Genomic DNA, 24715 nt, shown 5'->3' with positions numbered 1-24715 from the left:
ATAATATGCAAGATAGTACAAAAATCAATCTGGCCAGGTTGAACTCTGAAGAAACACCCCAGGGATTTGCCCAAGGAGGCCACAGATGGACGTCTATTTTTCGCCGCTCGCCTGTTCGATGGCGACCCGCATCGCGTTGTACGAAGCCGGCGCCGAAGCGAATTATCTCGAAGTCGATCCGCCGACCAAGACAGTGCTGAACGACGGTTCCGATTTTCGCGCCGTCAACCCGATCGGCCTGGTGCCGACGCTGCGCACCGACGATGGCGTGGTGCTGACCGAGAACGCCGCGATCCTGCAATATGTCGCGGACCTGTTCCCGCAGTCCGGCATCGGCACGCGACCCGGGATCGAGCGCACGCGGTTGCATCAATGGCTCTGCTTCATCGGCACCGAACTGCACAAGGGCCTGTTCGTGCCGGTGCTCGACCGCAAGGCGCCGCAGGAAGCCAAGGCCTACGTGCTGGAGAAGAACCTGTCACGGCTCGACTATGTCGACAACTACCTCAAGGGCCGCGTCTTCCTGCTCGATCATTTCAGCGTTGCGGATGCTTATCTCGTCACGGTCATCAATTGGACCATGGCGACCCCGCCGATCGAGCTGGCAAAATGGCCGAACGTGAAGGCTTACTACGAGCACCATCGCCAGCGGCCGTCGATCGCAAAGGCCATCGCGGAAGAGTTCGAACTGTATAAGGCGGAGCAGGCGCGGAAGAAGGCGGCGGCGTAAGGCCAGCCCATCAATGGCAACGTCCCGGCCGCCAGGGGCGGGACGTTGGCGCGTTACCGCGCGTATCCGTAAACCGCAGCCGCATTGTCGACCGACACGAGGCCACTCTCGACGTCGTCCTTGACCGCCGCGCGATCGCGCTCGGTCGGTGCACCGATGCCGGCACCGCCGGGCGTCAGCACCACCAGACGGTCGTCTGCCGGTACCTGCTGAAAACCCTTGCCGCGCAGCTTCTTTCCGGACTTCAGGCCTATATAGCCGGCCTCGCCGTTCTTGCCTCCGTCGCGGCCGCGCGGCGGATGATCGATGCGGTCGAATGCAGCGAGAATGTCGAACGGCGCATCGACGCCGCTGCCGACCTCGATGATCTGGCCGAGGCCGCCGCGGCTGCGCCCTGCCCCGCCGGAATCCGGACGCAGCTCCTTGCGCCAGAAGATCAACGGCGTCTGCGTCTCCGCGATCTCGACCGGGGTGCCGCGCACGCCGCTGGGATAGGCGGTCGCCGACAGGCCGTCCTTCGCAAAGCGCGCACCGGTGCCGCCGTTGCTGGTGACCGCCATGGAGAATCCGTAGTTGCCGCCGGCGCCGCTTCGCGTCTGTCCGCGAACGTTGAGATTCCACAGGCAGGAGGTGCCTTCCGCCGGGACGCGCTCGGGGATGATCTGTCGCAGGCAGCCGAACACGACGTCGGGCAGCATCTGGCCGATGATGTGGCGCGAGGCGACCGGCGCCGGCTTCGGCGCATTCAGGATTGCACCCGCAGGCGCGGACACCGTCAACGGCGAGAGCGAGCCGGCGTTGTTCGGGATCTGCGAGGCGACGACGCAGCCGAGACCGAACACGGTATAGGCCGTGGTGTAGGAGAGCGGCACGTTGATGCCGTACCTCGAGGCGGCCGAAGTGCCGTCGAAATCGACGTGAATGCCGGCATCCGAGATCGTCAGCGTCGCCGCCAGCGTGACCGGGGCGTCGTAGCCGTCAACCACCATGCTGTTGCGCCAGCTGCCCTTCGGCAATTTTGCGATCTCGGCCAGCACCGCCTCGCGCGAGCGGTCGCAGATGTAGTCGCCGAGTTCGTCGAGCGTGTCGATGCCGAACTCGGTCATCATCTCGACCAGCCGCTCGCAACCGACATCGTTGCAGCCGGCGAGCGAATAGGTGTCGCCCTCGGTATCGATCGGCAGCCGCGTGTTGGTGCGGATCATCGCCACCAGCGTCTCGTTGACGATGCCCTGGTCGATCAGCTTCAGCATGGGGATGTAGAGCCCCTCCATGAAGACGTCGGTGGCGTCGGGCCCGAAGCCGATACCGCCGATGTCCATGAGATGGCTGGTGCACGAGAACAGCGCCACCAACTTGCCGTCCTTGAAGCAGGGCGTGGTGACCACGAAATCGTTGAGATGACCGGTGCCCATCCAGGGATCGTTGGTGATGTAGGCATCGCCTTCCCTCATCGTCTGAAGCGGGAAGTGGGCGATGAAGTGCTTGACCGATTCCGCCATCGAGTTGACGTGACCGGGCGTGCCCGTCACCGCCTGCGCCAGCATCCGGCCCTTGAGGTCGAACACGCCGGCGGAGAGATCGCCGCATTCGCGCACGATCGGGCTGAAGGCGGTGCGCAGCAGCACTTGCGCCTGCTCTTCGACCACGGCGATCAGCCGGTGCCACATGATCTGGAGATCGATCAGGCTCGCGCCGCTTGGCTTACTCATGGTCACGCCGCCTTCCGTTCCATGACGATGCTGCCGGCACCGTCGATATGGGCGTCAAAACTGGTAGAGACGAAAGTCGAAGTTTCGTCCTCCGCGATCACCGCAGGGCCGGCGATGGTCGCGCCCGGCGCCATGTCCTCGCGCCGATAGAGCGGGATCTCGATCACCTCCCCTGCCCGGCCGTCGAAGAATTTTCGGCTGCCGGAGGCGTTGCCGGCGGGCATGCGTGCCACATCGGCGACGCGCGCTGGATTGCGCGCCTCGGTGGTGGCGAGGACCGACCAGCTCAACACCTCGATCGCGGCGCCCGGGATCGATCGTTCGAACATCGCCGCATAGTCGGCCTCGAACGTCTCGCGCAGGCCCGCGAGATCAGCCGGCGTCAACCGCCGGTTCGGCAGCTCGATCGCGATCTCGTGACCCTGGCCCACATAGCGCATGAAGGCTGCGCGGCGTTCGCGCACCGGCGCGCCGGCGGCACCGGGTTCGACCAGCACACGCGCCTCGGTCGCCATCTCCCGAAGCAGATCCGACACCGCATCGGTGTCGAAATCGTCGAGCCGGACGTGACGGCTGCGCACCAGCTCATAGGCAATCGGAGCTGCAAGAAATCCGACGGCCGAGCCGACGCCGGCATTCGAGGGCACGATCACCCGTGAGACGCCGATCTTCTCGGCGACGCGCGCCGCATGCAGTGGTGCGGCGCCACCGAACGCGATCAGCGTGTGCTCGCCGACCACGGCACCGCGCTCGACCGCATGCACGCGCGCCGCGCTCGCCATGTTCTCGCAGACGACCTCGTGCACGGCATAGGCTGCCGTTTCCGCCGACAGGCCCAGCGGCTCACCGACGCTGCTCAACAGCGCCCGTTTCGATAGCTCCGGGTCGAGCTTCATCGTGCCACCCGCAAAATCGTCGGGATCGATCATGCCGAGGGCTACGTCGGCATCCGTCACGGCCGGGCGCTGGCCGCCGCGGCCGTAGCAGGCCGGGCCCGGTTCGGACGAGGCGCTCTCCGGACCGACGGTGACGCGCTTCATGGCGTCGACATGCGCGATCGAGCCGCCGCCGGCGCCGATCTCGACCATCTCGATCACGGGAATCCGGACCGGCAGGCCGGAGCCTTTGAGGAAGCGCGCGGCACGATCGACCTCGAACACGCGCGAGGTCTCGGGCTGGTATTTTTCGATCAGGCAGATCTTTGCGGTGGTGCCGCCCATGTCGAACGACAGCACCTTGCGCTCACCGAGCCGCGCCGCGATCTGCGCCGCGAAAATGGCGCCGCCGGCCGGGCCGGATTCGACCAGCCGCACCGGAAACCGCCGCGCCGTCTCGAGCGAGGTGACGCCGCCGCCGGAGGTGACGAGATAGATGGCGCCGCGGTACTGCTCGATCTGCAAGGCATCGGACATGCGGGCGAGATAGCCGTCGATCAGCGGCTGCACATAGGCGTTGGCCACGGCGGTCGAGGTACGCTCATATTCACGGATTTCCGGACACACGGCCGAGGACACGGTCAGCGAGATGCCGGGCATCTCCTCGGCCAGGATTGCGGCCGTACGCCGCTCGTGCTCGGGATTGGCGTAGGAATGCAGGAACGCGATCGCAACGCTCTCGATGTTCAGCGCACGCAATTTCGGCGCCAGCGCACGCACAGCGGCCTCGTCGAGCGGGAGACGGACCGCACCGTGCGCGTCGATGCGCTCGGGCACGGTGAAGCGCAGATTGCGCGGCGCCAGCGGCTTCGGCTTGTCGATGCTGAGATCGTACTGGTCGTAGCGGCTCTCGGTGCCGATATCGAGCACGTCGCGGAAGCCGTCCGTCGCGATCAGCGCTGTCTTCGCGCCGCGCCGCTCGATGATTGCGTTGGTGGCGAGCGTGGTGCCGTGGATGAAGACGTCGATGTCGCTGAAATGCGCACGTGCATCGCCCAGAATGAGACGCATTCCGTCCAGCACCGCTTCCTCCGGCCGGGTCGGCGTCGTCAGCAGCTTGCGGGTCTTGCGCACCTCACCCACATCCAGCACGATATCCGTGAATGTGCCGCCGATATCGACCGCAAGCCGCACCTCGGCTCCCTCAAGCATTCCAAAGCTCTCCGTGCTGATCGTCAAATTGCGCGAAAACCGCAGCAATTCTCATACCAGCGACGGCGCCGATGGTGAAGCGCGTGGCACCTATGCGGCGGCGCGAGTGCCGTTGGTGCACTCACAGCAGGAATGCAAGCGCCGCTTGGCGGCGGCGCGCTAGCCTTTCGCGTTGGCGCCAAGTGCCGTCACGGCCAGCTCTGACTGACGTTCGCGAACGAATTGCTCAAAGGTCTTGGGTTTGGCGCCGCCAATTTCTTCGATGGCCTCGGTCACGGCGAACCGGGTGGTCCCGCGCGAAAGCGCCGCGGCCCGGAGCGCCTTCCATAACGAGGAGAGATGCTCGACCGCATGCGAATTCCAGCCTCGCGCGAGAACCTCGCTCCGCCACTCCTCGTCGGTGACTTCCTCATAATGGATGTCCCTGTTGAAGACCCGGGCGAAGGCGCCGACGATGTCCGCGACGGAGTTGACGCTTCCAAGAACGGGATATGCGGTTCCTGCGGCCCTCTCGGGGCCGGTGAGCAGGCCCACAGCGATCCGCGCGACGTCTTCGGCCGAGATCATCGGCAGAATGGTGCTTTCATTCCCGAGCGGCAGTCGGATCGCGCCACGGACCGGCAAGCTCGCGCCAATCAGACGCGCCACGGTCTCGTAGAAGACGGCCGCCCGGAGATGCAGCGGGCCGACACCTGCCCACTCGAACACCTGTTCCGCCAGGTAGTTCTGCCTCATGCGCGGTGTCGGCGCATCGATCGACGACCGATACATCACGAGATTGACGAGCCGGGACACACCATGCCTGCGCGCGGCGAACGCCATGCCTGCGGCGGCGTCTGCCAGTCCGTCCTGGACCGGATAGGCAAAGTAGATCGACGAAACATCCTTTGCGGCCTGTTCGACAGACCGGGCATCGAGGAAATCGCCGACGAAGAATTCAGCGCCAAGTGATTTCAGGCGATCGGACCGCTGGTCGATTTGGCGCACGAACGCACGGACCCGCACACCGCGTGCCAGCAGCATCTCGGAAACATGCCGACCGGTGCTGCCCTGGATGCCACCCGCCGCCGAGGTCACGAGGACTGTCTTCGTCATCACAACGATCCTTTACTGCCAGAGTCGATCCTGGTACGATCAAGTACCACGCTGTCAGCGATATGGTACTAACCAGTACCGAGTCAAGCGAAAAGAATGCGCCGATGAGTCCGAGAAAGAAGCCGCCCGAGAACGACGCTGAAGGCGCCGGGATCCGGAACAGGATCCTGGGCGCGGCCTTTTCCGCGTTCATGGAGGGCGGCTATGCGCAGACCAGCACGCTGGAGATTGCAACGCGCGCACGGGTTTCGAAGAGAGAACTCTACGCGCTCTTCGGCAACAAGGAAGCGATGCTGGTCGCATGCATCACCGAACGCGCCCAGCGACTCCAGGCACCGCTCGATCTACCGGCACTGCGCGACCGGGAAAGCCTCGCCAAGGTGCTGACCGCGGTGGGAACAACTCTCCTGACAGAGGCGACCGATCCGGTCGTCGTCGCCATGTTCCGACTGGCAATATCCGAAGCAGTGCAGGCGCCAAAGGTTGCGCAGGCGCTGGATTCGATGGCTCGCAAACCCATTCGTGATTCACTGCGCCTGATCATGCAAAACGCCAAGTCAGCAGGACTTGTTGCTGGAGATGCCGACGCAATGGTTCAGCAATTCTGGGGGCTGCTGTGGGGCGATCTGTTGACGGGTCTGCTGCTTCAGGCGACCAGTCGCCCCAGTGCCGGCGAGATCGCGCGGCGGGCGAGCGATACGTCGTCGGCATTCCTGCGGCTTTATCCGGAGCCCAGCTGACCGGGATGCGAGCCGCATCCCGTGCCAAGCCGGCGGTTCGGCGCGGCCTCAGAGCAGGAATGCAAGGGCTGCTTCGCAGCGCTCCTCGAGCTTGAGCGTCAGCAGATCGTCGGCGCGGGTGCGTCCGAGATTGACTGCGGCGATCGGGATCTGCCGCTGCGCGGCGGCCCGCACGAAGCGGAAGCTGGAATAGACCATCAGCGACGAGCCGACGATCAGCATCGCATCCGCCTGCGCCAGATGATCCTGCGCGGTCGCGACCACGTCGCGCGGCACGTTCTCGCCGAAGAAGACGACGTCGGGCTTGAGAATGCCGCCGCAGGATTCGCAGGCCGGCACCGTGAAGTACGAGAAATCCACGTGCTCCAGATCGGCATCGCCGTCCGGCGCGTCCGCGGCATCGAGCCCCAGCCACTCCGCATTGGCGCGGCTGAGTGCATCCTGGAATTCGTGACGCGGCGTCTTGCTGCCGCATCCCATGCAGCGGACGAGGTCGAGCCGGCCGTGCAGATCGATCACCTGCCGGTGGCCGGCGGATTGATGCAGGCGGTCGACGTTCTGGGTCAGCAGCATCCCGCACCGCCCGCCGGCCTCGAGCCGAGCCAGCGCATGGTGCGCGTCGTTCGGGCGGGCCTGGCCGAACCGCCGCCATCCGATCAGGCTGCGCGCCCAATAGCGTTGCCTCGTACGCTCTTCCGACATGAAAGCCTGGAAATTGACCGGCTGGGTCCGCTTCCAGTTGCCCTGGCTGTCGCGATAATCGGGAATGCCCGAATTGGTGCTGCAGCCGGCCCCGGTCAGCACGAACAGATTTTCGTGCCGTTCGACGAAATCCTGGAGCGGATGATTGGCCATGGCGCAGATGTAGTCGCCTTGGCCCGCCTTTACCAGATGCGCCCGTGCAGCGGGCTAACTTGCCCAGTTGTCGCGAAACTCGGGAAACAGCGTCAGGCCGCCGCAGGCATAGATCGTCTGCCCGGTGATGTAGCTCGCGTCATCCGAGGCGAGGAAGGCGAACACGGCGGCGATCTCTTCCGGTGTGCCGACGCGCCCAAGCGGAATGTGGCTTGCGACGTTGGCGCGCTTTTCGGCGTCGCCGGTCCAGGCCGCGTTGATCGGCGTATCGATCGCGCCCGGTCCGACCGCGTTGACCCGGATGCCGCGGCCGGCGAATTCGAGCGCCAGCGTGCGCGTCAGATTGGCCATGCCGCCCTTGCTGATCGAATAGGCGAGATAGCCGGGCTTCGGGATGATCTGGTGAACGCTGGAGCAGTTGATGATGCTGCCGCCTCCGCCGCGCGCGACGAAATGCGCCAGCGCCTTCTGCGCGCAAAGCACCGCGCCGTCGAGATTGACGTCGATGATGCGGCGATAGGTTTCGATGTCGAGCGCCTCGCTCGGCGACTCCTTTGGAAGCCGGCGTTGTTGACGAGGCAGTCGAGACGCTTCCAGCGCCCCAGGATAGTCTCGAACATCGCGACGACGTCCTGCTCATTGCTGACGTCGGCCTTCACAATGACATGATCGAGCTTGCCATGGCCGCGATCGCTCGAGGCCGTCCGCGCAAGCGCGAGCGTCTCCTCCGCTCTTTGGGGATGATCAAGATAGTTGATGGCGACGGTCGCGCCTTCCTGGGCGAGCCGAATGGCGACGGCGCGCCCGATGCCCTGAGACGCGCCGGTCACCAACGCATATCGACCGCGGAGGCGCGAGGGAAACTGGGTTGGAAGATCAGTTTGCGGCATTGGTTTTCTCCGGAGTGCCTCATCATCGGCGGAAGGCGCGTTTTGTTCCATCCTCTCAGCGCATCCCTGGGACTCACTCCGTACGACGTGCGAGCGGCGAAGTCAGGATCTGATAGAGGATGATGGCGCCGAAAGTCGCGGTGCCGATCCCGCCGATCGTGAATGCGCCGAATTTGAGCGTGAGATCGCCGGCGCCCGCCGTCAAGGCCACGGCGACGGTGATCAGGTTGGCAGGATTGGCGAAGTCGACCTTGTTCTCCACCCAGATCCGGCCCGCCATGGCGGCGATCAATCCGAACAATACGATCGAGAGACCGCCGATGACAGGCCCCGGGATCGACAGGATCAGCGCGCCGAATTTCGGCGAGAAGCCGAGCAGGATCGACACAAGGGCCGCGAACGCGAACAGCAGCGTGGAATAGACCTTCGTTGCCGCCATCACGCCGATATTCTCGGCATAGGTGGTGACGCCGGTGCCGCCGCCGCAGGCCGCCACGATCGTCGCCAGACTGTCGGCGAACAGGGCGCGGCCGAGATAGTCATCGAGGCTGCGGCCCGTCATGGCGCCGACAGCCTTGATGTGACCGAGATTCTCGGCGACGAGAATGATCGCAACCGGCGCGATCAGGACAATCGCATCGGCTTGGAAGGTCGGCGTGGTGAAGCTCGGCAGCCCGATCCACGGCGCAGCCGCAAGCTGGGAGAACTCGATCGGCTTGCCGAATCCCAGGCCGTTGGCGAACAGCAGGTACAGGAGATATCCGCCGATCGCGCCGAGGATGATCGGCAAGCGTCGCCACAGGCCAGGCGCGGCAACGGCCACCACGCCGATGATCAGAACGGTCGCGAGCCCGATCCAGCTGTCGAACGCGCCGGCGCTCACCGCCTTGACTGCCACAGGCGCGAGGTTGAGGCCGATCGCGGCGACCACGGCGCCGGTGACGGCCGGCGGCAGCAGTTTCTCGACCCAGCCCACCCCCGACCACATCACGATCAGCGCAATTACGCCGTAGAGCACGCCGGCCCCGACGATGCCGCCGAGCGCAACCGACAGATTCGGATTCGGGCCGTGCCCGGCATAACCGGTGGCAGCGATAACCACGGCGATGAACGCGAAGCTCGAACCGAGATAGCTCGGCACGCGCCCTGCGACGATCACGAAGAAGATCAGCGTGCCGATGCCGGAAAACAGCACCGCAACATTGGGATCGAAGCCCATCAGCAGCGGTGCGATGATCGTCGAACCTGACATTGCGACGCAATGCTGCAGAGCGGAGACGACCGTCTGGCCCCATGGCAGCCGCTCCTCGGGCATGATCACGCCGGAGGTCTTCAGCCTCCAATTTGGAAAATAGCCTTGCTCTTGCCCTTCGGACCCCGTTGCTGTCGACATGTTTCCCCCATTGCGGTGCAGCGATGCATCTTCGTGCGAACAGACCAAAATGTGATTGTCGCTTCTGCTGCGCCCATCACATGATGTAACTCGCGCAAGATCAATGCGTTTCGGGCCACACACTATGACACAAGTCGCGATCCAGCCAGCCATCCACCGCCGGCATCAGCCCTGGTACAGGATCCTCTATATCCAGGTCCTGATCGCGATCGCACTCGGTGTGCTCATCGGCTATTTTTATCCCGATCTCGGCAAGGAACTGAAGCCGCTCGGCGATGGCTTCATCGCGCTCATCAAGATGATGATCGCGCCGGTGATCTTCTGCACCGTCGTGCACGGCATCTCGTCGATGGGCGACCTCAAGCGCGTCGGAAGGGTCGGGCTGAAGTCGCTGATCTATTTCGAGACGGTCTCGACCGCTGCGCTCGCGATGGGCCTGCTGGTCGGCGAAGTGCTCCGGCCCGGCAACGGCTTCAACATCGATCCCGCGACGATCGATCCGAAGTCGGTCGCGACCTACGTCACCAAGGCCAAGGAGGACGGCATCGTCGCCCATCTGATGGGGATCATCCCCGACAGCTATTTGGGCGCGATCGCGCGCGGCGACCTGCTCCAGGTGCTCTTGATCTCGATTCTCTCGGGCTTCGCCATTGCTTTACTCGGCAAAGCCGGCGAACCGATTGCGGATGCGGTCGACAAGGCCGCAAAGATGTTCTTCGGCATCATCCGCATCATCGTGCGCGTGGCTCCGATCGGGGCCTTCGGCGCGATGGCGTTCACCGTCGGTGCCTACGGCCTCGGCTCGCTGCTCAACCTCCTGGCGCTGATCGGCACGTTCTACCTGACCAGCATCCTGTTCGTACTGCTCGTGCTCGGCTCGATCGCGCGGCTCGCCGGCTTCTCGATCCTGCGCTTCATCGCCTACATCAAGGACGAGCTGCTGATCGTGCTCGGCACCTCCTCGTCGGAGACGGTGCTGCCGCAGATGATCCAGAAGATGGAACATCTCGGCGCCTCACGCTCGGTGGTCGGCCTCGTGATTCCGACCGGCTACAGCTTCAACCTCGACGGCACCAACATCTACATGACGTTGGCGACGCTGTTTCTGGCGCAGGCGACCAACACCCATCTGACGATCTGGCAGGAGCTCGGTATTCTCGGCATCGCCATGATCACCTCAAAGGGCGCCTCCGGCGTGACCGGCGCCGGCTTCATCACGCTCGCCGCCACGCTCTCGATCGTTCCTGACATTCCGATCCAGTCGATCGCGATCCTGGTCGGCATCGACAAGTTCATGAGCGAGTGTCGGGCGCTGACCAACCTGATCGGCAACGGCGTCGCCTGCGTCGTCATCAGCATCTCCGAGGGCGAGCTCGACCGCGACGCGCTGCACGAGACCATGGCGCATCCGCTGGAGATGGGCGAGGCGCTGGAGCCGGGTGGCGGCGCGTCGACATAGGCCGCAAATCGACGGCAGCTGCGGCCCGGTTCCGTTGCGGTAGTTTCCCGGAATGGAAAGTCGGTGCAATGCGCGTCACAACAACGGGGTTGGGATCACCGATTGATACTCATTCATTCCACCCGGCGCACTGGGGGCAGAGCGTCGGGTTTTTGGATATTGCTTTCTTCCGGGCCAGTGGCTGCGGCTGACACGGAGGATTTGTCTCGTTTTGGGCGAAAGATAACCGCGCAAAACAACTAAGCGGCCAGCCTGTCGAACTGGATCTGGCCCGCCTTCATCACCAGCGGAATGCGCTCGCCTTGGCCGAGCAGGCACGCGACGTCGAGCAACGGGTTGCCGTCGACCACCAGCATGTCAGCCACCGCTTCGGGCACGATCCGGCCGAGCTTGCCTTCCATGCCGAGCACCTCGGCACCGATCACCGTCGCGCTGGCGATGACGTCGCGCGCGCCGAGAATCTCGGCGCGGATGCGGAACTCGTCGCTCTGGAGCCGCTGCGACGGTCCAAGCAGATCGCTGCCAAAACCCATCTTCACCCCGGCCTTGCAATAGATCTCGAGCGAGCGCAGGCCGGCGTCGCGCACGTCGGCGATCTTGGCGACGCTTTCGGGCGGCAGGCCATACTGCGCGCCCTCTTTTGCCAGCGCCTCATAGGTGACGAGCGTCGGCACCACATAGGCGCCCTGCTCGGCCATGAAGCGCGCGGTCGGTTCGTCGACGAGATTGCCGTGCTCGATGGTACGCACGCCACAGCGGACCGCGCGCGTGATGGCGGCGGCCGTGTAGGCATGGGCGAGCACATAGGTCTGGCGGCCCCGCGCCTCCTCGACAATGGCGCGGATCTCGTCCTCGGAGTAGCCGAAGGCACCGACCGGATCGGTCGGGGACGCGACGCCGCCCGACGCCATGATCTTGATCTGGTCGGCGCCCATCTGGAGCTCCTCGCGCGCGGCCTTGCGCACGCCATCGACGCCGTCGGCGACCCGCGCCAGCGCGCCGACGCGGACGCAGCAGGGACAGGGCGCGTCGCTGGCAAGGTAATCCGAGCGCGCCCGCATGTCGCCGTGACCGCCGGTCTGGCTGAGCGCGCGGCCGGAGACGAACAGCCGTGGACCATCGGTCAGGCCGGTTTCGATCGCCTGCTTCAACGCATGGCCGGCGCCGCCGGCGTCGCGCACGGTCGTGAAACCTCGCCGCAGCATGCCGCGCAACAGCAGCGTCGAGCGCAGCGTCACCAGCACGTTCGGCATGTGGACCTGCTGCGCCAGATTGAGCTCGACCGCGATCGCATGCACGTGCAGATCGATCAGGCCGGGCATCAATGTCTTGCCGTTCAGATCGATGGTGCGATCGGCGGACGCTTGCAACGGCCGGTCCGAGACCTCCTTGATCAGATGATCCTCGACCAGGACGTGATATCCCTCCAGCAAATCCGGCTTGAGCGGATCGAGCAGAGCGGCGTTCTTGAGGAGGATCCTGGACATAGCGGTTTTCCTGTCTGATCAGGACGGTGCGAGCAGCGCGGGCAAGGCGAGCTGGGCGAACGGGAGACACACGGCGACATCGTCCTCGCCGTACCAATCCGCTTCATGGAGCAGGTTGAGCGAGCCGACGGTGCGCCCGCGCCAGCGCACCGGCATGTTGAGCACGCTGGCGCAGCCGAGCGAGGCGATCAGCTCGTGGTCGGAAAAGACATTGCGCAAATCGTGTTGCGTGCGGCCGATATAGGCTTCGCCGCGGTCGAGAACGGCCTCGGTCCACGGCCCCGGCGCGAGGCGCTTGCGTCCGCCCGCGGGATAGGGTCCGGGGAGATTGGAATAAACCCGCGCCGCTTCGCCGCTGTCGTCGTCGTAGGTCAGGATCGTGAACAGCTTGTGCCCAATCGCCGACTTCAGGGCTTCGTCGAGCGCCGCGAACAGCGCATCCGGCTGATCCGGCCTGCCCTGCGCGGCCGCGACCGCGCAGAGAACGGGATCGGCACGGTGTTGCGTCCGGATCATGCCGCTTCACCAGCCGCAATTTCCTCCAGCGAACGGCCGCGCGTCGGCACCCCCATCAGCACCACGGTGAGCGCGCCCAACAGCAGCACGCTGGTGGTTAGGCCGAACACGCCGGCGAAGCCGAAATTGGGATAGAGATAGCCGACAAGGATGGGCGAGACGATCGCACCGATGCGGCCGATCGCGGAGGCAAGCCCGGCGCCGGTGGTTCGGACCGCCGTCGGAAACACCTCCGCCGTATAGGCATAGACGCCGGCATAGGTGCCGTTCATGAAGAACGACAGCAAGATTCCCGCCAACATGATGTGCTGGTCGGTCTGCGCAAAGGCGAGCCCGAGCGCGCTGATGCCACCGAGCACCATGTAAGTCGCAATCGTCGCCTGCCGTCCGATGCGTTCGTTGAACCAGGCGGCGCTGAAATAGCCGGGGATCTGCGCGCAATAGATCGCGATCGAGTAGGCGAAGCTCTTGGTGATGCTCATGCCGTTCTGGACCAGAAGGCCGGGTATCCAGACAAAGAAGGAATAATAGCTGAACGTGATCGCAAGCCACATGATCCAGGTCATGATGGTGATGCGCGCCTGCCGGCCCGCCAGCAGCGCCGCGAAATTTGCGAGCAGCGTTCCGGCAGTCCCGACGGGTGCTGCGGCTTCGAGGATCGGCTGCGGCAGGACATGACCCGCGCGCGCAAAGCCCGCCTCGATGCCGTCGAGGGTGGCTTCGGCTTCCTTCGCCCGTCCCCGGCTTTCGAGCCAGCGCGGCGATTCCGGCAAGGCCCGGCGCCACCACAACAGCATGACGACCGGCACAGCCGTGATGACCAGAACGATCCGCCAGCCATTGTCATAGGCGGGAACGATGAAGTAGCCGAGCAACGCGGCGGCGACGAAGCCGAAAGAGAAGAACCCGGCGAGAGCGCCGGTAAAGCTGCCGCGGTAGCGCCGCGCGACGAATTCAGCCAGATAGGGCGCGATGATCGCGCTCTCCGCGCCGGTACCCATGCCGGCGACGACACGGGCGGCGAAGAAGGCCGGCCAGGTGTCCACCGTGGCGCTGACGATCGACGCGGCGCAATAGAGCGCCAGCGCCGACATCATCACCGTGCGACGGCCGATCAGATCGCCAAGCGTTCCGGCCAGCAAGGCCCCGAACAGGAAACCGATATAGGTGCTGCTGCCGAGCACGCCGATCTGGACACTCGACAGATTCCAGGCGGTGCGCAGCACCGGCAGGATGAAGGCGAGCACCGCCGCATCCATCGCGTCGAACGTGTAGCCGAGCCCGCCCATCAGCAAGAGATGCGTGTGGAAGCGCGCGAATGGAAGGCGCTCGATGCGCGCCGATATCATCGACATGGAAGTCCCCCTCGATTGTCACGGCCCCGGCGCGCCGCCTGTCGTCGGGAGGGAACAATAGACAAAGCGGCATTATCGTCATAATTTATAATCATGATCTAACATATCACCATGGTGAATGCCTGCTGTGTCGTTCCGCGCGCTCGACCTCAACCTCCTGAAAGTGTTCGAGGCCTTGATGACCGAGGGCAGCGTCACCCGCGCCGCCAACGCGTTGACGATGACGCAGCCGGCCGTCAGCAACGCGCTCGCGCGGCTGCGCGAGGCGCTCGGCGATCCCCTGTTCGTGCGGTCAGGCACCGGGATCAGTCCAACCCAGCGCGCGGTGGCGCTGTGGGAGCCGATCGGCGAGGCGCTCGAACGCATGCGCGGCGCACTCGACGAGCAGGTGTTCGATCCCGGCCGTGCGCAGATCGAGTTCAGCCTGTCAATGTCGGATTACGTGGCGTCGCTGGTCGTGCCGAAGCTCGTGAACCATCTTGGCGAGATCGCGCCGAAGACACGTGTCCATACCGTTCCCAATACCGTGGTCGAAATCGCAGATCAGCTTGAGGACAACAGGGTCGATTGCGTGTTGAGCGTCTATGTCAACGAGGCGCAGCAGCCGGCCGCGATTCGCTCACGCTCGCTGTGGACCGTCGATTATGCCTGCTTCATGCGACGCGATCATCCGCTCGCCGCCGGGAAACGGCTTGGCACGCGCGGTTCCTCAACGCCGGGCATGTCGATGTGAGCCTGGCCGGAAAGACCCTGCCGTCCTACGACCTTTTCCTTGCCTCGCGCGGGCTGTCGCGCAACCTGGTTGCGACCGTCAATCATTACAGCGCCGCCTACGAGATCGTGCGGCAGTCCGATCTCATCGCCGTGCTGCCGCGCGATCTTCGCTCGCAGTCCCGCCATGCGCCGTTCCTGCACACGATGCCGCTTCCGCTTCAAGCGCCGCCGCGCATCGTCAGCCTGTTCTGGCACCAGCGCAACGACACAGTCCCGGCGCAGCGCTGGCTGCGCGAGACCCTGGTCGGGATGTTCGCCAGATCGGACTGACCGGTCAGCCCTTGAGCGCGGTGACCACCACCTCGATCGGCGCGCTGCCGCCGAGGTCGGCGACGCCGACGGTGGCGCGGGTCGGCAGATTGTCGCCGAAGAATTCTGTCCAGGCCGCGTCCATCTCCTTTTTCTTGGACAAATCCGTGACGAAGATCGAGGCGCTGACGATTCGCGACTTGTCAGTGCCGGCCTCCTTCAGATAGCCGGCGATCTTGCCGAGGATGTTGCGGGTCTGATCGCCCATCGAGACCGAGGTATCGTCGGCGATGGTGCCGCCGAGGAAGAGGAAGCCGTTGGCCTCGACAGCGCGGTGCATGATGGGCGTGCGGATGCTGCGGGTGATGCTCATGATGTCCTCGTGTTGCTAGGGCGTGGTGGAATGGAAGCGGTCGATGCCGAGACCGCCGATCCGGGTTTGCGTCCCGCCGCTGACGATGAGCTCCGCCATCACGGCGCCGGCGCCCGGGCCGAGCTGGAAGCCGTGCAGCGAGAAGCCGAACTGGTGATAAAGGCCTTTGTGGCGGGCGCTCGGCCCGAACACCGGGAGATCGTCCTTCATCTTCGCTTCGATGCCGGCCCAGGCGCGCATGATGGTCGCATCGCGCATGACCGGAAACAATTCAAACACAGTGCGGGCGCTGGTCGCGAGGCCCTTCCAGTCCAGCACCGTCTCGTTGCGCTCCTGATACGGCTTTGCCAGATGGCCGCCGCCGATCAGCACTGTGCCGTTCTTGAACTGCTTGAAGGAGAGTTTCCGGCCACGCAGGATCACGACGGGATCAATGAAGTGCGGCACGCGCGAGGTGATCATCAACATCGGCGCCACGGTTTCGACCGGGACCGGCTCGCCGAGTGCAGCCGCGATCTTGCCGGCCCAGGCGCCGGCGGCGTTGACCAGCACCGGCGCGGCGTAGCTCTCAGTGCCGGCATCGACGTGCCAGAGCCCGTCGCTGTAGCGAATGTTGCTGGCCGCCATGCCCTCGCGCACGGTGGCGCCGAGTTGCTCCGCCTTGCGGCGCAAGGCCGTCGTCGTCTGCGCCGGATTGGCCGCGCCGTCGCGGCGCGAGACCACGCCGCCGGGACAGCTGTCGGCGACCGCGGGCACGAGACGCCGGAGTTCAGTCGCGTCGATCAGCTCCTCATGGGTGAAGCCGAGCCCGTTCAGCTCGGCGACGCGGGCGCGGCAGACCGCGAGCTCTTCCTCGTTCTCCGCGGCGAGCACCTGGCCGTGGCTCTCAAAGCTGCAATCGTCGTCGACGAGCTCTGAAATTTTTTCCCAGATTCCCATCGATCGGATCGACAGCGGGATCTCGGGAATGTGCCGCGCCAGCTGGCGCACACCGCCGGCATTGACGCCGGAGGCGTGGCGGCCGGCATAGTCCTTTTCGATCAGCACCGGTTTCAGGCCGGCGAGGCACAGATGCAGCGCAGTGGAGCATCCGTGGATGCCGCCACCGACGACGATCGCATCCACGTTTATGATCATCCGCGCACCACCGCCTTGATGTCGTCCTCGCTCTTCGGGACGGCAGCGAGCTCGGCAAGCGTGATCGGCTTCACCGGCGCGCGCAGCCGGTAATAGCCGATGTCCTGCGGGGTCTTGCCGCGCGCCTGCGCCATCAGCTCGGTGACGGTGAGGCCGCAGAGACGGCCTTGGCACGGACCCATGCCGGTGCGGCGATAGGCCTTGAGTTGATTTGGCCCGGTGGCGCCAATCGCGACGGAATCGAGGATGTCCTGTGCCGTGACCTCTTCGCAGCGGCAGACGATGGTATCGCCAGCCGGAATGCGGAACTGCGGCGCAGGCCGGAACAGCGTGTCGAGGAAGATGCGTCCCCGCTCGGCCTTGGCGAGATCGGAGCGCAGTGTGGCTATCGCGGGTAGCTTCGCCGCCGCCGCAGGCGCCAGTGCCTCCACCGACGTGCACCCCGCGATACGGCCGCGCACCACGGCCGCGCTCGCACCGCCGATGCCGGCGCCATCGCCGGCGATGGCGATGCCGGCAACCGACGAATTGCCATTCGCATCGAGCACGGGCGACCAGGACAATTGCAGATCGTCCCAACGATGCTCGATTCCGGCCGCCATCGCCAGATTGACGTTGGGCACGACGCCCTGGTGCAGCAGCAGAAGATCGGCGGGAATGGTCTCGCGCTTGCCGCCAGCGACATAGCCGACATTCGCAAGCTGGCCGTCACCGGACGCAGAGAGCTCAGCGACACCGGAGACGACCTGCACCTTCGCCCTCACCTCACGCATCATCGAGAGGCCTTTTGCGAAATAGGGCGAGGTCAGGAACGCGAAGGCGTGAGGCAGCGCGGCGAGATAATTGCCGCGCTCCGTCGTGTCGAGGATGCGGTCAATGCGGCCGCCGAGGCGCAGGATCTGCGCGGCGAGCAACCAGAGCAGCGGTCCCTGCCCGGCGATCACCGTCCGTCCATCGGGCACCAAGGCCGATGATTTCAGCAACGTCTGCGCGGCACCCGCGGTCATCACGCCCGGTAGCGTCCAGCCGGGAATCGGGAACGGCCGCTCCAGGGCACCGGTCGCAAGGATTACGCGCTTCGCCTTGACGAAAGCCGAGGCGCCGCCGACGGAGACGGCGATCTCGAGATTGCGGTCGAGGCTCCAGACCGTCGCACGGTGAATAACTTCCGCGCTGCTCGCGCCTAGCGCCTGCACGAGATCGGCACCGCCCCAATAATCGGCGCCGAGCTGATTGCGCTCCGTCACGGGCGTCGAAGAGATCGCGCGATAGACTTGGCCGCCGGGACCAACGTTCTCGTCGAGCAGCAGCGTCGACAAACCGGCTTCGGCGGATGTCGCAGCCGCGGCAAGGCCAGCGGGCCCGGCCCCGACCACCACGACATCGTAGGCGTCACGCTTGGGAGCCATGGTCATTTTCCGATCTCCCGCTTGCCCTTCTGGATTTCGATCTGCATGCCCTCCGCGACCGGCACGAGGCAGCCCTGGCGGTTGCCAACACCGTCGATGGTGACGAGGCAGTCGAAGCACACGCCCATCATGCAGTAGGGCAGACGCGGGGCGCCGCTCACCGCGGTGGCGCGGCGCACGTCGCGGCTGGAGGCCAGCAGCGCGGCCGAGACGGTGTCGCCCTGGCGCGCCGTGACGGCCACGCCGTCGACTAAGATTTGCACTTGTGGACGTTTGTCCTGTTCGGATCGTCTAAACATGGGAATGCCTTTTGGCCCCTTCCTAAATCTCTAATAGCCGCTGCTGTTCGCCGCACCCGCGCCGCCAAACCGGCTCGCGGAGAACGCCCCGACCAGCTCCGGTTCCAGCGCGCCCTGGGCGACCATGCGCGCGATCTCGAAGGCGTGGTTGGAGGCGAGCGTCACGCCGGAATGGCAGCAGGCGACGAAGGCGCCGGGATGCGTTTCCGACTGGTCGTAGATCGGAAAGCCGTCCTGCGGCATGACGCGGATACCGGCCCAGCTTCTGACCACGTTGAGCCGCGACAGATGCGGGAACATCTTCTGCGCACGATCGGCCATGACGGCGCTGACCGAATGCTTCAGCGCGCGATCATCGAGCTCGTCCTCCTTGCTGTCGCCGATCATCACCGTGCCTTCGTCGGTCTGGCGGATCGTGGTCAGCGGATGCGGCAGGAACGGCATGGTGCGCTCGGTCACCACGATCTGGCCGCGGGTCGGGCCCATCGGCGCAGAGAGGCCGACCATCGGCGCCAGCGTCTGGTTGGCGTTGCCGGCGGCGAGCACGATTTTTGCGGCACGGAGTTCGCCCTGCGGCGTCGCCAGGCGGAATTCGCCGCCGCTCTTTGTGATCGCCGAAACCGGACGCTCCGGCAAATAGTCGATGCCGAATGCCTTGAATCCCGTGTGGAAAGCACGAAACGTGCGCAGCGAATTGACATGGCCATCGAGCGGACAAAAACTGCCGCCCGACACTTCCGGCCCGATCAGCGGCAGCGACTTCTTCACCTCGGACGCCGGCAGCATCTCCATCCTGTAGTCGGCGGCGCCGGTCTGGTTGTGCATGCGCTTGACCAGCTCAGTGCGCTGGCCGAATTCGTCTTCGCCCAGCGTGAGATGAAAGCCGCCATTCTGCTGAAGCGAAACGTCGAGCCCGGTCTGTTGCTTCAGCTCCGACGCGAGCCGGCCCCACGCTTGTGAGGCCTGCACGGTCCAGACCGTGTAGGCGGGCATGCCGAGCCCTTTGCTCTGGACCCAGACCAGCGCAAAATTCGCGCGGGAGGCGCGCTTGGTGATATCGCCCTCATCGAGCACGGCGACGCGTCTGCCAAGCCGGCCGAGGCCCCAGGCGATGGCGGAGCCAAGCAATCCGCCGCCGACGACAGCGACGTCGTAATCTGTTCGCATGGTTTCTCCTATCGCCCCATATCGCCCTTGCCGGCGAGCACACGGTCGAGCCCGTAGAAGCGGTCGAGCAAAATCAGGGCGGTCATGGTGATCGCGATCACGCAGGCCGAGACCGACGTCACCAGCGGGTCGATGTTGTCCTGGATGTAGAGAAACATGCGCACCGGCAGCGTCTCGGTGCCCGGCGCCGCAAGAAAGACGGTCATGGTCAGATCGTCGAAGGACTGGATGAAAGCGAGTGCCCAGCCGCTGATGACGCCGGGCAGGATCAGCGGCAGCGTCACGCGGCGAAACAAGGTCCAGCCGCCGGCGCCAAGCGAAACCGCCGCCATCTCGACCGATAGGTCCATGCCGGTCGCAGCCGCGAGCGTCAGCCGCAGCGCGAACGGAAACACGATGATGACATGTGCGATGATCAGCGCCGCAAAACTGCCGCCGAGGCCCGCCGAGGTAAAGAAGCGCAGGAAGGCGATGCCGAGCACGACATGCGGGATCATCAGCGGCGACAGGAACAGCGCCGCCAGCGCGTCGCGGCCGCGGAAACGATGGCGCGCGATCGCCAGCGCCGCCGGGACCGCGAACAACAGCGCCACGAAGGAGGACAGCGCGCCGAGACCGAGACTGATCCAGAAGGCGTGAATGAATTCCGGATAGCTGGCGATCGCCCTGAACCAGCGCAGTGAGAAACCGTTGGTCGGCAGCGAGAGAAAGCCCTCAGGCGTGAAGGCGACGAGGCAGACCACCAGGATCGGCGCCACCATCACAATGACGAAGATGGTGTGGAAGATCAGCGCCAGCGGGCCGTTCCGTCTCATCGGAACACCTCGGCATAGCGGCGTTCGATCAGCGCGTTGCTGCCGACGACGATCAGGACCAGCGCCACCAGCAACAGCGTCGCGACCGCGGCGCCAAGCGGCCAGTTCAGCGTGTTGAGGAACTCGTCATAGGCCAGCGTCGCCGCGACCTTGAGGCGGCGGCCGCCGATGATCGCGGGCGTCGCAAAGGCGCTGGCCGAGAGCGAGAACACGATGATCGCGCCCGACAGCACGCCCGGCATGATCTGCGGCAGGATGATGCGGCGGATGATGGTGGTCGGGCCCGCGCCAAGCGAGAGTGCGGCATTCTCGATCTGCGGATCGAGCCGCTGCAGCGCCGCCCACACCGAGAGCACCATGAACGGCATCATCACATGCGCGAGGGCAACCACCATGCCGGTTTCGGTGAACATGAAGGGAATCGGGAAATGGATCACCCCAGCCGACATCAAGAGCTTGTTGACGAGACCGTTGTTGCCGCCAAACAAGAGCGCCCAGCCCAGCGTGCGCGCCACCACGGAGATCAGCAGTGGCCCGAGGATGACCAGCAAGAAGAGGCTCTTCCAGCGGCCGGTCATGCGATTGAGGATGTACGCCTCGGGCGCGCCAAGCACGGCGGTGAGCAGTGTGGTCAGGATCGCGATGCGAAACGTTCGCCAGAACATTTCTGCGTAATAGGGATCAGTCGCGATCTCGCGCCAGTTTTTCAGGATGAAGACCGCCTCGATGCCCTTGTACTGGCCCCAGTCGTGGAACGACAGCATCACGGTCATCGCCAGCGGAATCAGCAGCACGCCGACGAACAGCATCAAAGCTGGCGCGGTCAGCAGCCATGGCGCGCGTGCGCTTCGCTGCTCGGCGACCGCGCTCATGCGACGCCCCTCACGCTCATGTCTTCAAGCCGCCAGGTGAGACGAACCGCCTCGCCTTCGGCCGGCTGCCTCGCGCCGTCGTTCTGGCGGATCACGATCGCCGGGCCGCATTCGCTGTCGCATTGGAACAGCCAGTGATTGCCCTGGAAGATGCGGGTGACGATTTTCGCATTGAGGCCCGCGTCGCAAAACTCGATCCGCTCGGGGCGAATGCTGACGGTCACAGCACCGTTGAGGCCGGCCGGCGCCGGCGCGCTCCAGGATCCCGCAACAAGCCGCGCCGGCGTCACGGTCCGATCGATTGTTGCGGCAAAATCGTTGGTCTTGCCGAGGAATTGCGAGACGAAGGACGAGGCCGGACGCTCATAGGTGTCCTGCGGCGTGCCGATCTGCTCGATCCTGCCCTGGCTCATCACCACGATGCGATCAGATAGAGACATCGCCTCGTTCTGGTCGTGCGTGACCAGGATCGTGGTGGTGCCGATGGTGCGCTGGATCTGGCGCAGCTCGATCTGCATCTCCTCACGCAGCTTGGCGTCGAGATTCGACAATGGCTCGTCGAGCAGCAGCACGCTCGGCTTGATCACCAGCGCGCGCGCCAGCGCCACGCGCTGCTGCTGGCCGCCGGACATGCGACGTGGATGACGGTCCTCATAGCCGGCGAGCCCGACCATCGCGAGCGCGGCACGGACGCGCTCAGCACGCTCGCCGCGCGGCACCTTGCGCATCTCCAGACCGAAGGCGACATTCTCCGCCGCGGTCATATGCGGAAACAGCGCGTAGCTCTGAAACACGATGCCGAGTCCACGCTGAGCCGGATGGATTGCCGCGAGGTCCTTGCCCTCCAGGCGGATCGCGCCGCGCGTGGGATCGAGGAAGCCCGCGATCATCTGCAACGTCGTGGTCTTGCCGCAGCCGGACGGGCCAAGAAAGGAGATGAACTCCCCTTCCTCACCGCAAGACTGAAGTCGTCGACCACAGTCTGCGCGCCGAACTGTTTGGCGACCCGATCGAGCTCGAGATAGGACATGGCTCCGACTCCGCTGCGAACGATCAGCGTTCGACCTCGCGGTTCCAGCGCTTGGTCCATTCCTCGCGCTTCTCGTTGATGACGGTCCAGTCCGGATTATAGAGCTTCGCCGCACGCTCGCCGATCGGCGCCATCTTGCCGAGCTCGGGCGGCACCACCAGCGATTTCAGCACCGGGCCGTAGCCGTAATCCTTCAGCATCACGAGCTGGATTTTTGGATCGAGCAGCATCTTGACGAAGCTGGACGCCAGTGGCGAGGCGTTCGGCTTGGCGATCGGACAGGCCGTCGTCAGCAGCGTCGCCGCGCCCTCCTTCGGATAGACGAAGTCGACGGGAAAACCGGTATTGGCAAAGCTCTGCACGCGGCCGGTGCCCCACACCGCGATCACGGCCTGGCCGGACTGGAACAGCTCGGTCATCTTGCCCGGCGACGGCTCATAGGCGAGCACGTTCGGATTGATCTCTTCCTTGAAGATCTTGAAGCCGGAATCGACGTTGGACTCGCCGCCGCCATTCATCTTCGACAGCATCACCAGCGCTTCCAGACCGTAGGTGTTGTTGATCGGCGGGATCACGAGCTGCTTGGCGTATTTCGTGTCCTTCAGGTCGTTCCACGACGTCGGCGGCGCCCAGCCTTTCTCGGCAAACACCTTGGTGTTGTACATCAACCCGGTCGCGACGATGCCGATCGCGACCGCGCGATCATCCTTGAAGCGGGCGGTGTCGTAAAGGTCGGCGGGCAGTCCCTCGAGCTTGCCGCAAAAGCCGAGCTGGATGGCCTGGTACATCGGGCCGTCATCGACGATGGCGACGTCGATCTGCTGGTTGCCCTTCTGGGCCTGGAGCTTGGCCAGCGTGTCAGTGGAGTTGCCGGCGACGTATTCGACCTTGACGCCGTTCTCCTTCTCAAAATTGGGGATCACCTCGTCGCGGATGGTCTTCTCGAACGAGCCGCCATAGCCGGCGACATAAAGCGTTTTCTGCTGGGCGGAAGCGACCGACGGGATCGCAAGGAGTGCCGCGATGCTGACCGCGGTCAGAAGGCTGAGAGTCTTCATGTGGACCGATCTCCATCTGCCGAAAAAGCGGGCTGTCTCCAGCTCTGATGAAAAAGATCGCAAACCCGGGCTTCCATCGTCCAATGAATAATGGCACCCTCTACATGCCGAAATGTTATGAATGGAATTTGGCATATGGCGCGGATCAATTCGCGGCAGGTGGAGGCTTTCCGCGCGACAATGCTCACCGGCAGCGTGACCGAGGCGGCGGCGCTGATGGCGGTGACGCAGCCGGCGGTCAGCCGCCTGCTGCGCGACCTCCAGGCGCTGCTGAAGATGGAGCTGTTCGAGCGGCGCGGCACTGGCCTGGTCCCGACCGCGGCGGCGATGGCGCTCTATACTGAAGTGGAGCGCTCCTTTGTCGGCCTCGAACGCATCACCGCGGCGGCGGAAGAAATCCGCGGCCGCCGCACCGGCTCGCTGCGCATCGCAGCGCTTCCGGCGCTGTCGAACGGCTATCTGCCGCGGCTCACCGGTCACTTCCTGAAGGAGCGGCCGAACCTCAACCTTGCCTTCTTCGGCGTGATCTCGCCGATCGTGGTCGACTGGGTGCTGAACAATCAATGCGACGTCGGCTTTGCCGAGGTGCCGATCGCGCATTCCGGCCTGCCGAGCTTGAGGCTGCCGGCACCGGCGCGCGTCGCGGTGCTTCCGACAGGCCATCGCCTCGCGGAAAAGGAGGTCTTGGAGCCGCACGATTTCGAGGGCGAGACCTTCATCTCGCTGTCGGCGGGATCGTCGAGCCGCCATCTGGTCGACCAGGTCTTTCACCGTCACGATGTCCGCCGCGTGCTGCGGGTTGAGACTGCGCTGTCCGAGATCATGTGCGGCATGGTATCGTCCGGGCTTGGCGTCGCGATCTGCGATCCCTTCACCGCGCAGGAATTTTCCACCCGCGGCGTCGTCGTGCGCCGCTTCCTGCCGCGCATCGACTTCGAATTCTCCGCAGTCTTTCCGGCCCAGCGCAGCCCCTCGCCGGTGGCGCTGGATCTGGTCGAGGCCATGCGCAAGTCGCTGGTGGAGTTCGAGGATTAGATTTGCCTTTGGACTGAATCGATTTGGCCACAGGCTCGCTGCAACCTCTCCCGCCTGCGGGAGAGGTCGGCGCGCAGCGCCGGGTGAGGGCTCTCTCTACGCGGGGAGTGTCTCTTTGTGGAGAGAGCCCTCTCCCCAGCCCTCTCCCGCAAGCGGGAGAGGGAGCGCACCACCTTCG

At 64.9% G+C, this 24715-nt stretch carries 21 protein-coding genes and 3 pseudogenes; 6 read left to right on the top strand and 18 right to left on the bottom strand.

What is annotated here, in order from left to right; genetic code table 11:
* Positions 1-85 precede the first annotated feature (85 nt).
* The gene (locus AB8Z38_RS30975) at positions 86-730 is read left to right on the top strand and encodes a glutathione binding-like protein (protein WP_369721410.1); all 645 of its coding nucleotides are present in this window, start codon (positions 86-88) and stop codon (positions 728-730) included.
* Positions 731-783: 53 nt separating this feature from the next.
* Here AB8Z38_RS30975 and AB8Z38_RS30970 read toward each other — a convergent pair whose 3' ends face one another.
* Both AB8Z38_RS30970 and AB8Z38_RS30965 read right to left on the bottom strand, forming a co-directional pair.
* Entirely contained in the window at positions 784-2442 is a 1659-nt protein-coding gene (locus AB8Z38_RS30970) for a hydantoinase B/oxoprolinase family protein (RefSeq protein ID WP_369721409.1), read from the bottom strand.
* 2 nt (positions 2443-2444) lie between these two features.
* A complete protein-coding gene (locus AB8Z38_RS30965) occupies positions 2445-4529 on the bottom strand; it encodes a hydantoinase/oxoprolinase family protein (RefSeq protein ID WP_369721408.1) in 2085 nt (694 codons plus the stop codon).
* Between the two features lie 13 nt (positions 4530-4542).
* Here AB8Z38_RS30965 and AB8Z38_RS30960 point away from each other — a divergent pair, with 13 nt between their 5' ends.
* Positions 4543-4692, top strand: a complete 150-nt coding sequence (locus tag AB8Z38_RS30960) for a hypothetical protein (protein ID WP_369721407.1) — start codon at positions 4543-4545, stop codon at positions 4690-4692.
* Here the strand turns inward: AB8Z38_RS30960 and AB8Z38_RS30955 are convergent.
* Complete coding sequence (locus AB8Z38_RS30955) at positions 4689-5606, bottom strand: NAD(P)H-binding protein (RefSeq protein ID WP_369721406.1); 918 nt, start codon at positions 5604-5606, stop codon at positions 4689-4691. The two genes, AB8Z38_RS30960 and AB8Z38_RS30955, sit on opposite strands and share 4 nt — an antisense overlap.
* A 122-nt stretch (positions 5607-5728) precedes the next feature.
* On the opposite strand from AB8Z38_RS30955, the gene AB8Z38_RS30950 reads away from it, so the two are divergent.
* On the top strand, positions 5729-6364 hold the full coding sequence (locus AB8Z38_RS30950) for a TetR/AcrR family transcriptional regulator (protein WP_369721405.1): 636 nt from the start codon (positions 5729-5731) through the stop codon (positions 6362-6364).
* A 48-nt stretch (positions 6365-6412) separates the two neighbouring features.
* On the opposite strand, the gene AB8Z38_RS30945 is transcribed toward AB8Z38_RS30950, so the two are convergent.
* The 3 genes and pseudogenes from AB8Z38_RS30945 to AB8Z38_RS30935 all read right to left on the bottom strand — a co-directional run bounded on the left by AB8Z38_RS30945 (position 6413) and on the right by AB8Z38_RS30935 (position 9502).
* On the bottom strand, positions 6413-7219 hold the full coding sequence (locus AB8Z38_RS30945) for an NAD-dependent protein deacetylase (protein WP_369721404.1): 807 nt from the start codon (positions 7217-7219) through the stop codon (positions 6413-6415).
* 54 nt (positions 7220-7273) lie between these two features.
* Positions 7274-8109: pseudogene (locus AB8Z38_RS30940) on the bottom strand (SDR family oxidoreductase).
* Between the two features lie 73 nt (positions 8110-8182).
* Positions 8183-9502 (bottom strand): solute carrier family 23 protein, encoded by a 1320-nt coding sequence (locus tag AB8Z38_RS30935; protein ID WP_369721403.1) that lies wholly within the window; start codon positions 9500-9502, stop codon positions 8183-8185.
* 124 nt (positions 9503-9626) lie between these two features.
* Between AB8Z38_RS30935 and AB8Z38_RS30930 the strand changes: the two genes are divergently transcribed.
* Complete coding sequence (locus AB8Z38_RS30930) at positions 9627-10961, top strand: dicarboxylate/amino acid:cation symporter (RefSeq protein ID WP_369721402.1); 1335 nt, start codon at positions 9627-9629, stop codon at positions 10959-10961.
* Between the two features lie 239 nt (positions 10962-11200).
* On the opposite strand, the gene AB8Z38_RS30925 is transcribed toward AB8Z38_RS30930, so the two are convergent.
* From AB8Z38_RS30925 to AB8Z38_RS30915, 3 genes are read right to left on the bottom strand one after another with little or no spacing between them, the layout of a single operon-like run.
* Positions 11201-12448, bottom strand: coding sequence for an amidohydrolase family protein (locus AB8Z38_RS30925; protein ID WP_369721401.1), 1248 nt, complete (start codon positions 12446-12448; stop codon positions 11201-11203).
* A gap of 18 nt (positions 12449-12466) precedes the next feature.
* Positions 12467-12964 carry a GAF domain-containing protein gene (locus tag AB8Z38_RS30920; protein ID WP_369721400.1) on the bottom strand — a complete coding sequence of 166 codons (498 nt, stop codon included), beginning with the start codon at positions 12962-12964 and terminating at the stop codon, positions 12467-12469.
* Complete coding sequence (locus AB8Z38_RS30915; RefSeq protein WP_369721399.1) at positions 12961-14319, bottom strand: MFS transporter; 1359 nt, start codon at positions 14317-14319, stop codon at positions 12961-12963. Before AB8Z38_RS30915 ends, AB8Z38_RS30920 begins: the two co-directional genes overlap by 4 nt.
* 118 nt (positions 14320-14437) lie before the next feature.
* Between AB8Z38_RS30915 and AB8Z38_RS30910 the strand changes: the two are divergent.
* A pseudogene (locus tag AB8Z38_RS30910) lies at positions 14438-15363 on the top strand (LysR family transcriptional regulator).
* A 4-nt stretch (positions 15364-15367) separates the two neighbouring features.
* On the opposite strand, the gene AB8Z38_RS30905 reads toward AB8Z38_RS30910, so the two are convergent.
* The 9 genes and pseudogenes from AB8Z38_RS30905 to AB8Z38_RS30865 form a co-directional block, all read right to left on the bottom strand.
* Positions 15368-15715: a RidA family protein gene (locus AB8Z38_RS30905; RefSeq protein ID WP_369721398.1), complete on the bottom strand. Its 348-nt coding sequence runs from the start codon at positions 15713-15715 to the stop codon at positions 15368-15370.
* A 15-nt stretch (positions 15716-15730) separates the two neighbouring features.
* Positions 15731-16852, bottom strand: coding sequence for an NAD(P)/FAD-dependent oxidoreductase (locus tag AB8Z38_RS30900; protein WP_369721397.1), 1122 nt, complete (start codon positions 16850-16852; stop codon positions 15731-15733).
* A complete protein-coding gene (locus AB8Z38_RS30895; protein ID WP_369721396.1) occupies positions 16849-18267 on the bottom strand; it encodes an NAD(P)/FAD-dependent oxidoreductase in 1419 nt (472 codons plus the stop codon). Before AB8Z38_RS30895 ends, AB8Z38_RS30900 begins: the two co-directional genes overlap by 4 nt.
* A complete protein-coding gene (locus AB8Z38_RS30890) occupies positions 18264-18560 on the bottom strand; it encodes a (2Fe-2S)-binding protein (RefSeq protein WP_369721395.1) in 297 nt (98 codons plus the stop codon). The genes AB8Z38_RS30895 and AB8Z38_RS30890 overlap by 4 nt, the downstream gene beginning before the upstream one ends.
* A 30-nt stretch (positions 18561-18590) precedes the next feature.
* Positions 18591-19727, bottom strand: coding sequence for an NAD(P)/FAD-dependent oxidoreductase (locus AB8Z38_RS30885; protein ID WP_369721394.1), 1137 nt, complete (start codon positions 19725-19727; stop codon positions 18591-18593).
* Positions 19728-19735: 8 nt separating this feature from the next.
* Positions 19736-20542 (bottom strand): ABC transporter permease, encoded by an 807-nt coding sequence (locus AB8Z38_RS30880; RefSeq protein ID WP_369721393.1) that lies wholly within the window; start codon positions 20540-20542, stop codon positions 19736-19738.
* Positions 20539-21414, bottom strand: coding sequence for an ABC transporter permease (locus AB8Z38_RS30875; protein WP_369721392.1), 876 nt, complete (start codon positions 21412-21414; stop codon positions 20539-20541). Before AB8Z38_RS30875 ends, AB8Z38_RS30880 begins: the two co-directional genes overlap by 4 nt.
* A pseudogene (locus AB8Z38_RS30870) lies at positions 21411-22444 on the bottom strand (ABC transporter ATP-binding protein). The gene AB8Z38_RS30875 and the pseudogene AB8Z38_RS30870 overlap by 4 nt, the downstream one beginning before the upstream one ends.
* A gap of 23 nt (positions 22445-22467) precedes the next feature.
* Complete coding sequence (locus AB8Z38_RS30865; RefSeq protein WP_369721391.1) at positions 22468-23502, bottom strand: ABC transporter substrate-binding protein; 1035 nt, start codon at positions 23500-23502, stop codon at positions 22468-22470.
* Positions 23503-23637: 135 nt separating this feature from the next.
* Here AB8Z38_RS30865 and AB8Z38_RS30860 point away from each other — a divergent pair, with 135 nt between their 5' ends.
* Positions 23638-24537, top strand: coding sequence for a LysR substrate-binding domain-containing protein (locus tag AB8Z38_RS30860; protein ID WP_369721390.1), 900 nt, complete (start codon positions 23638-23640; stop codon positions 24535-24537).
* Positions 24538-24715: the final 178 nt, after the last annotated feature.

The organism is Bradyrhizobium sp. LLZ17, assembly GCF_041200145.1.
In the GTDB taxonomy this organism is placed as follows: Bacteria; Pseudomonadota; Alphaproteobacteria; order Rhizobiales; family Xanthobacteraceae; genus Bradyrhizobium.
The sequence above is the reverse complement of the archived record's forward strand: the minus strand, read 5'-3'. Positions and strand labels throughout refer to the sequence as shown.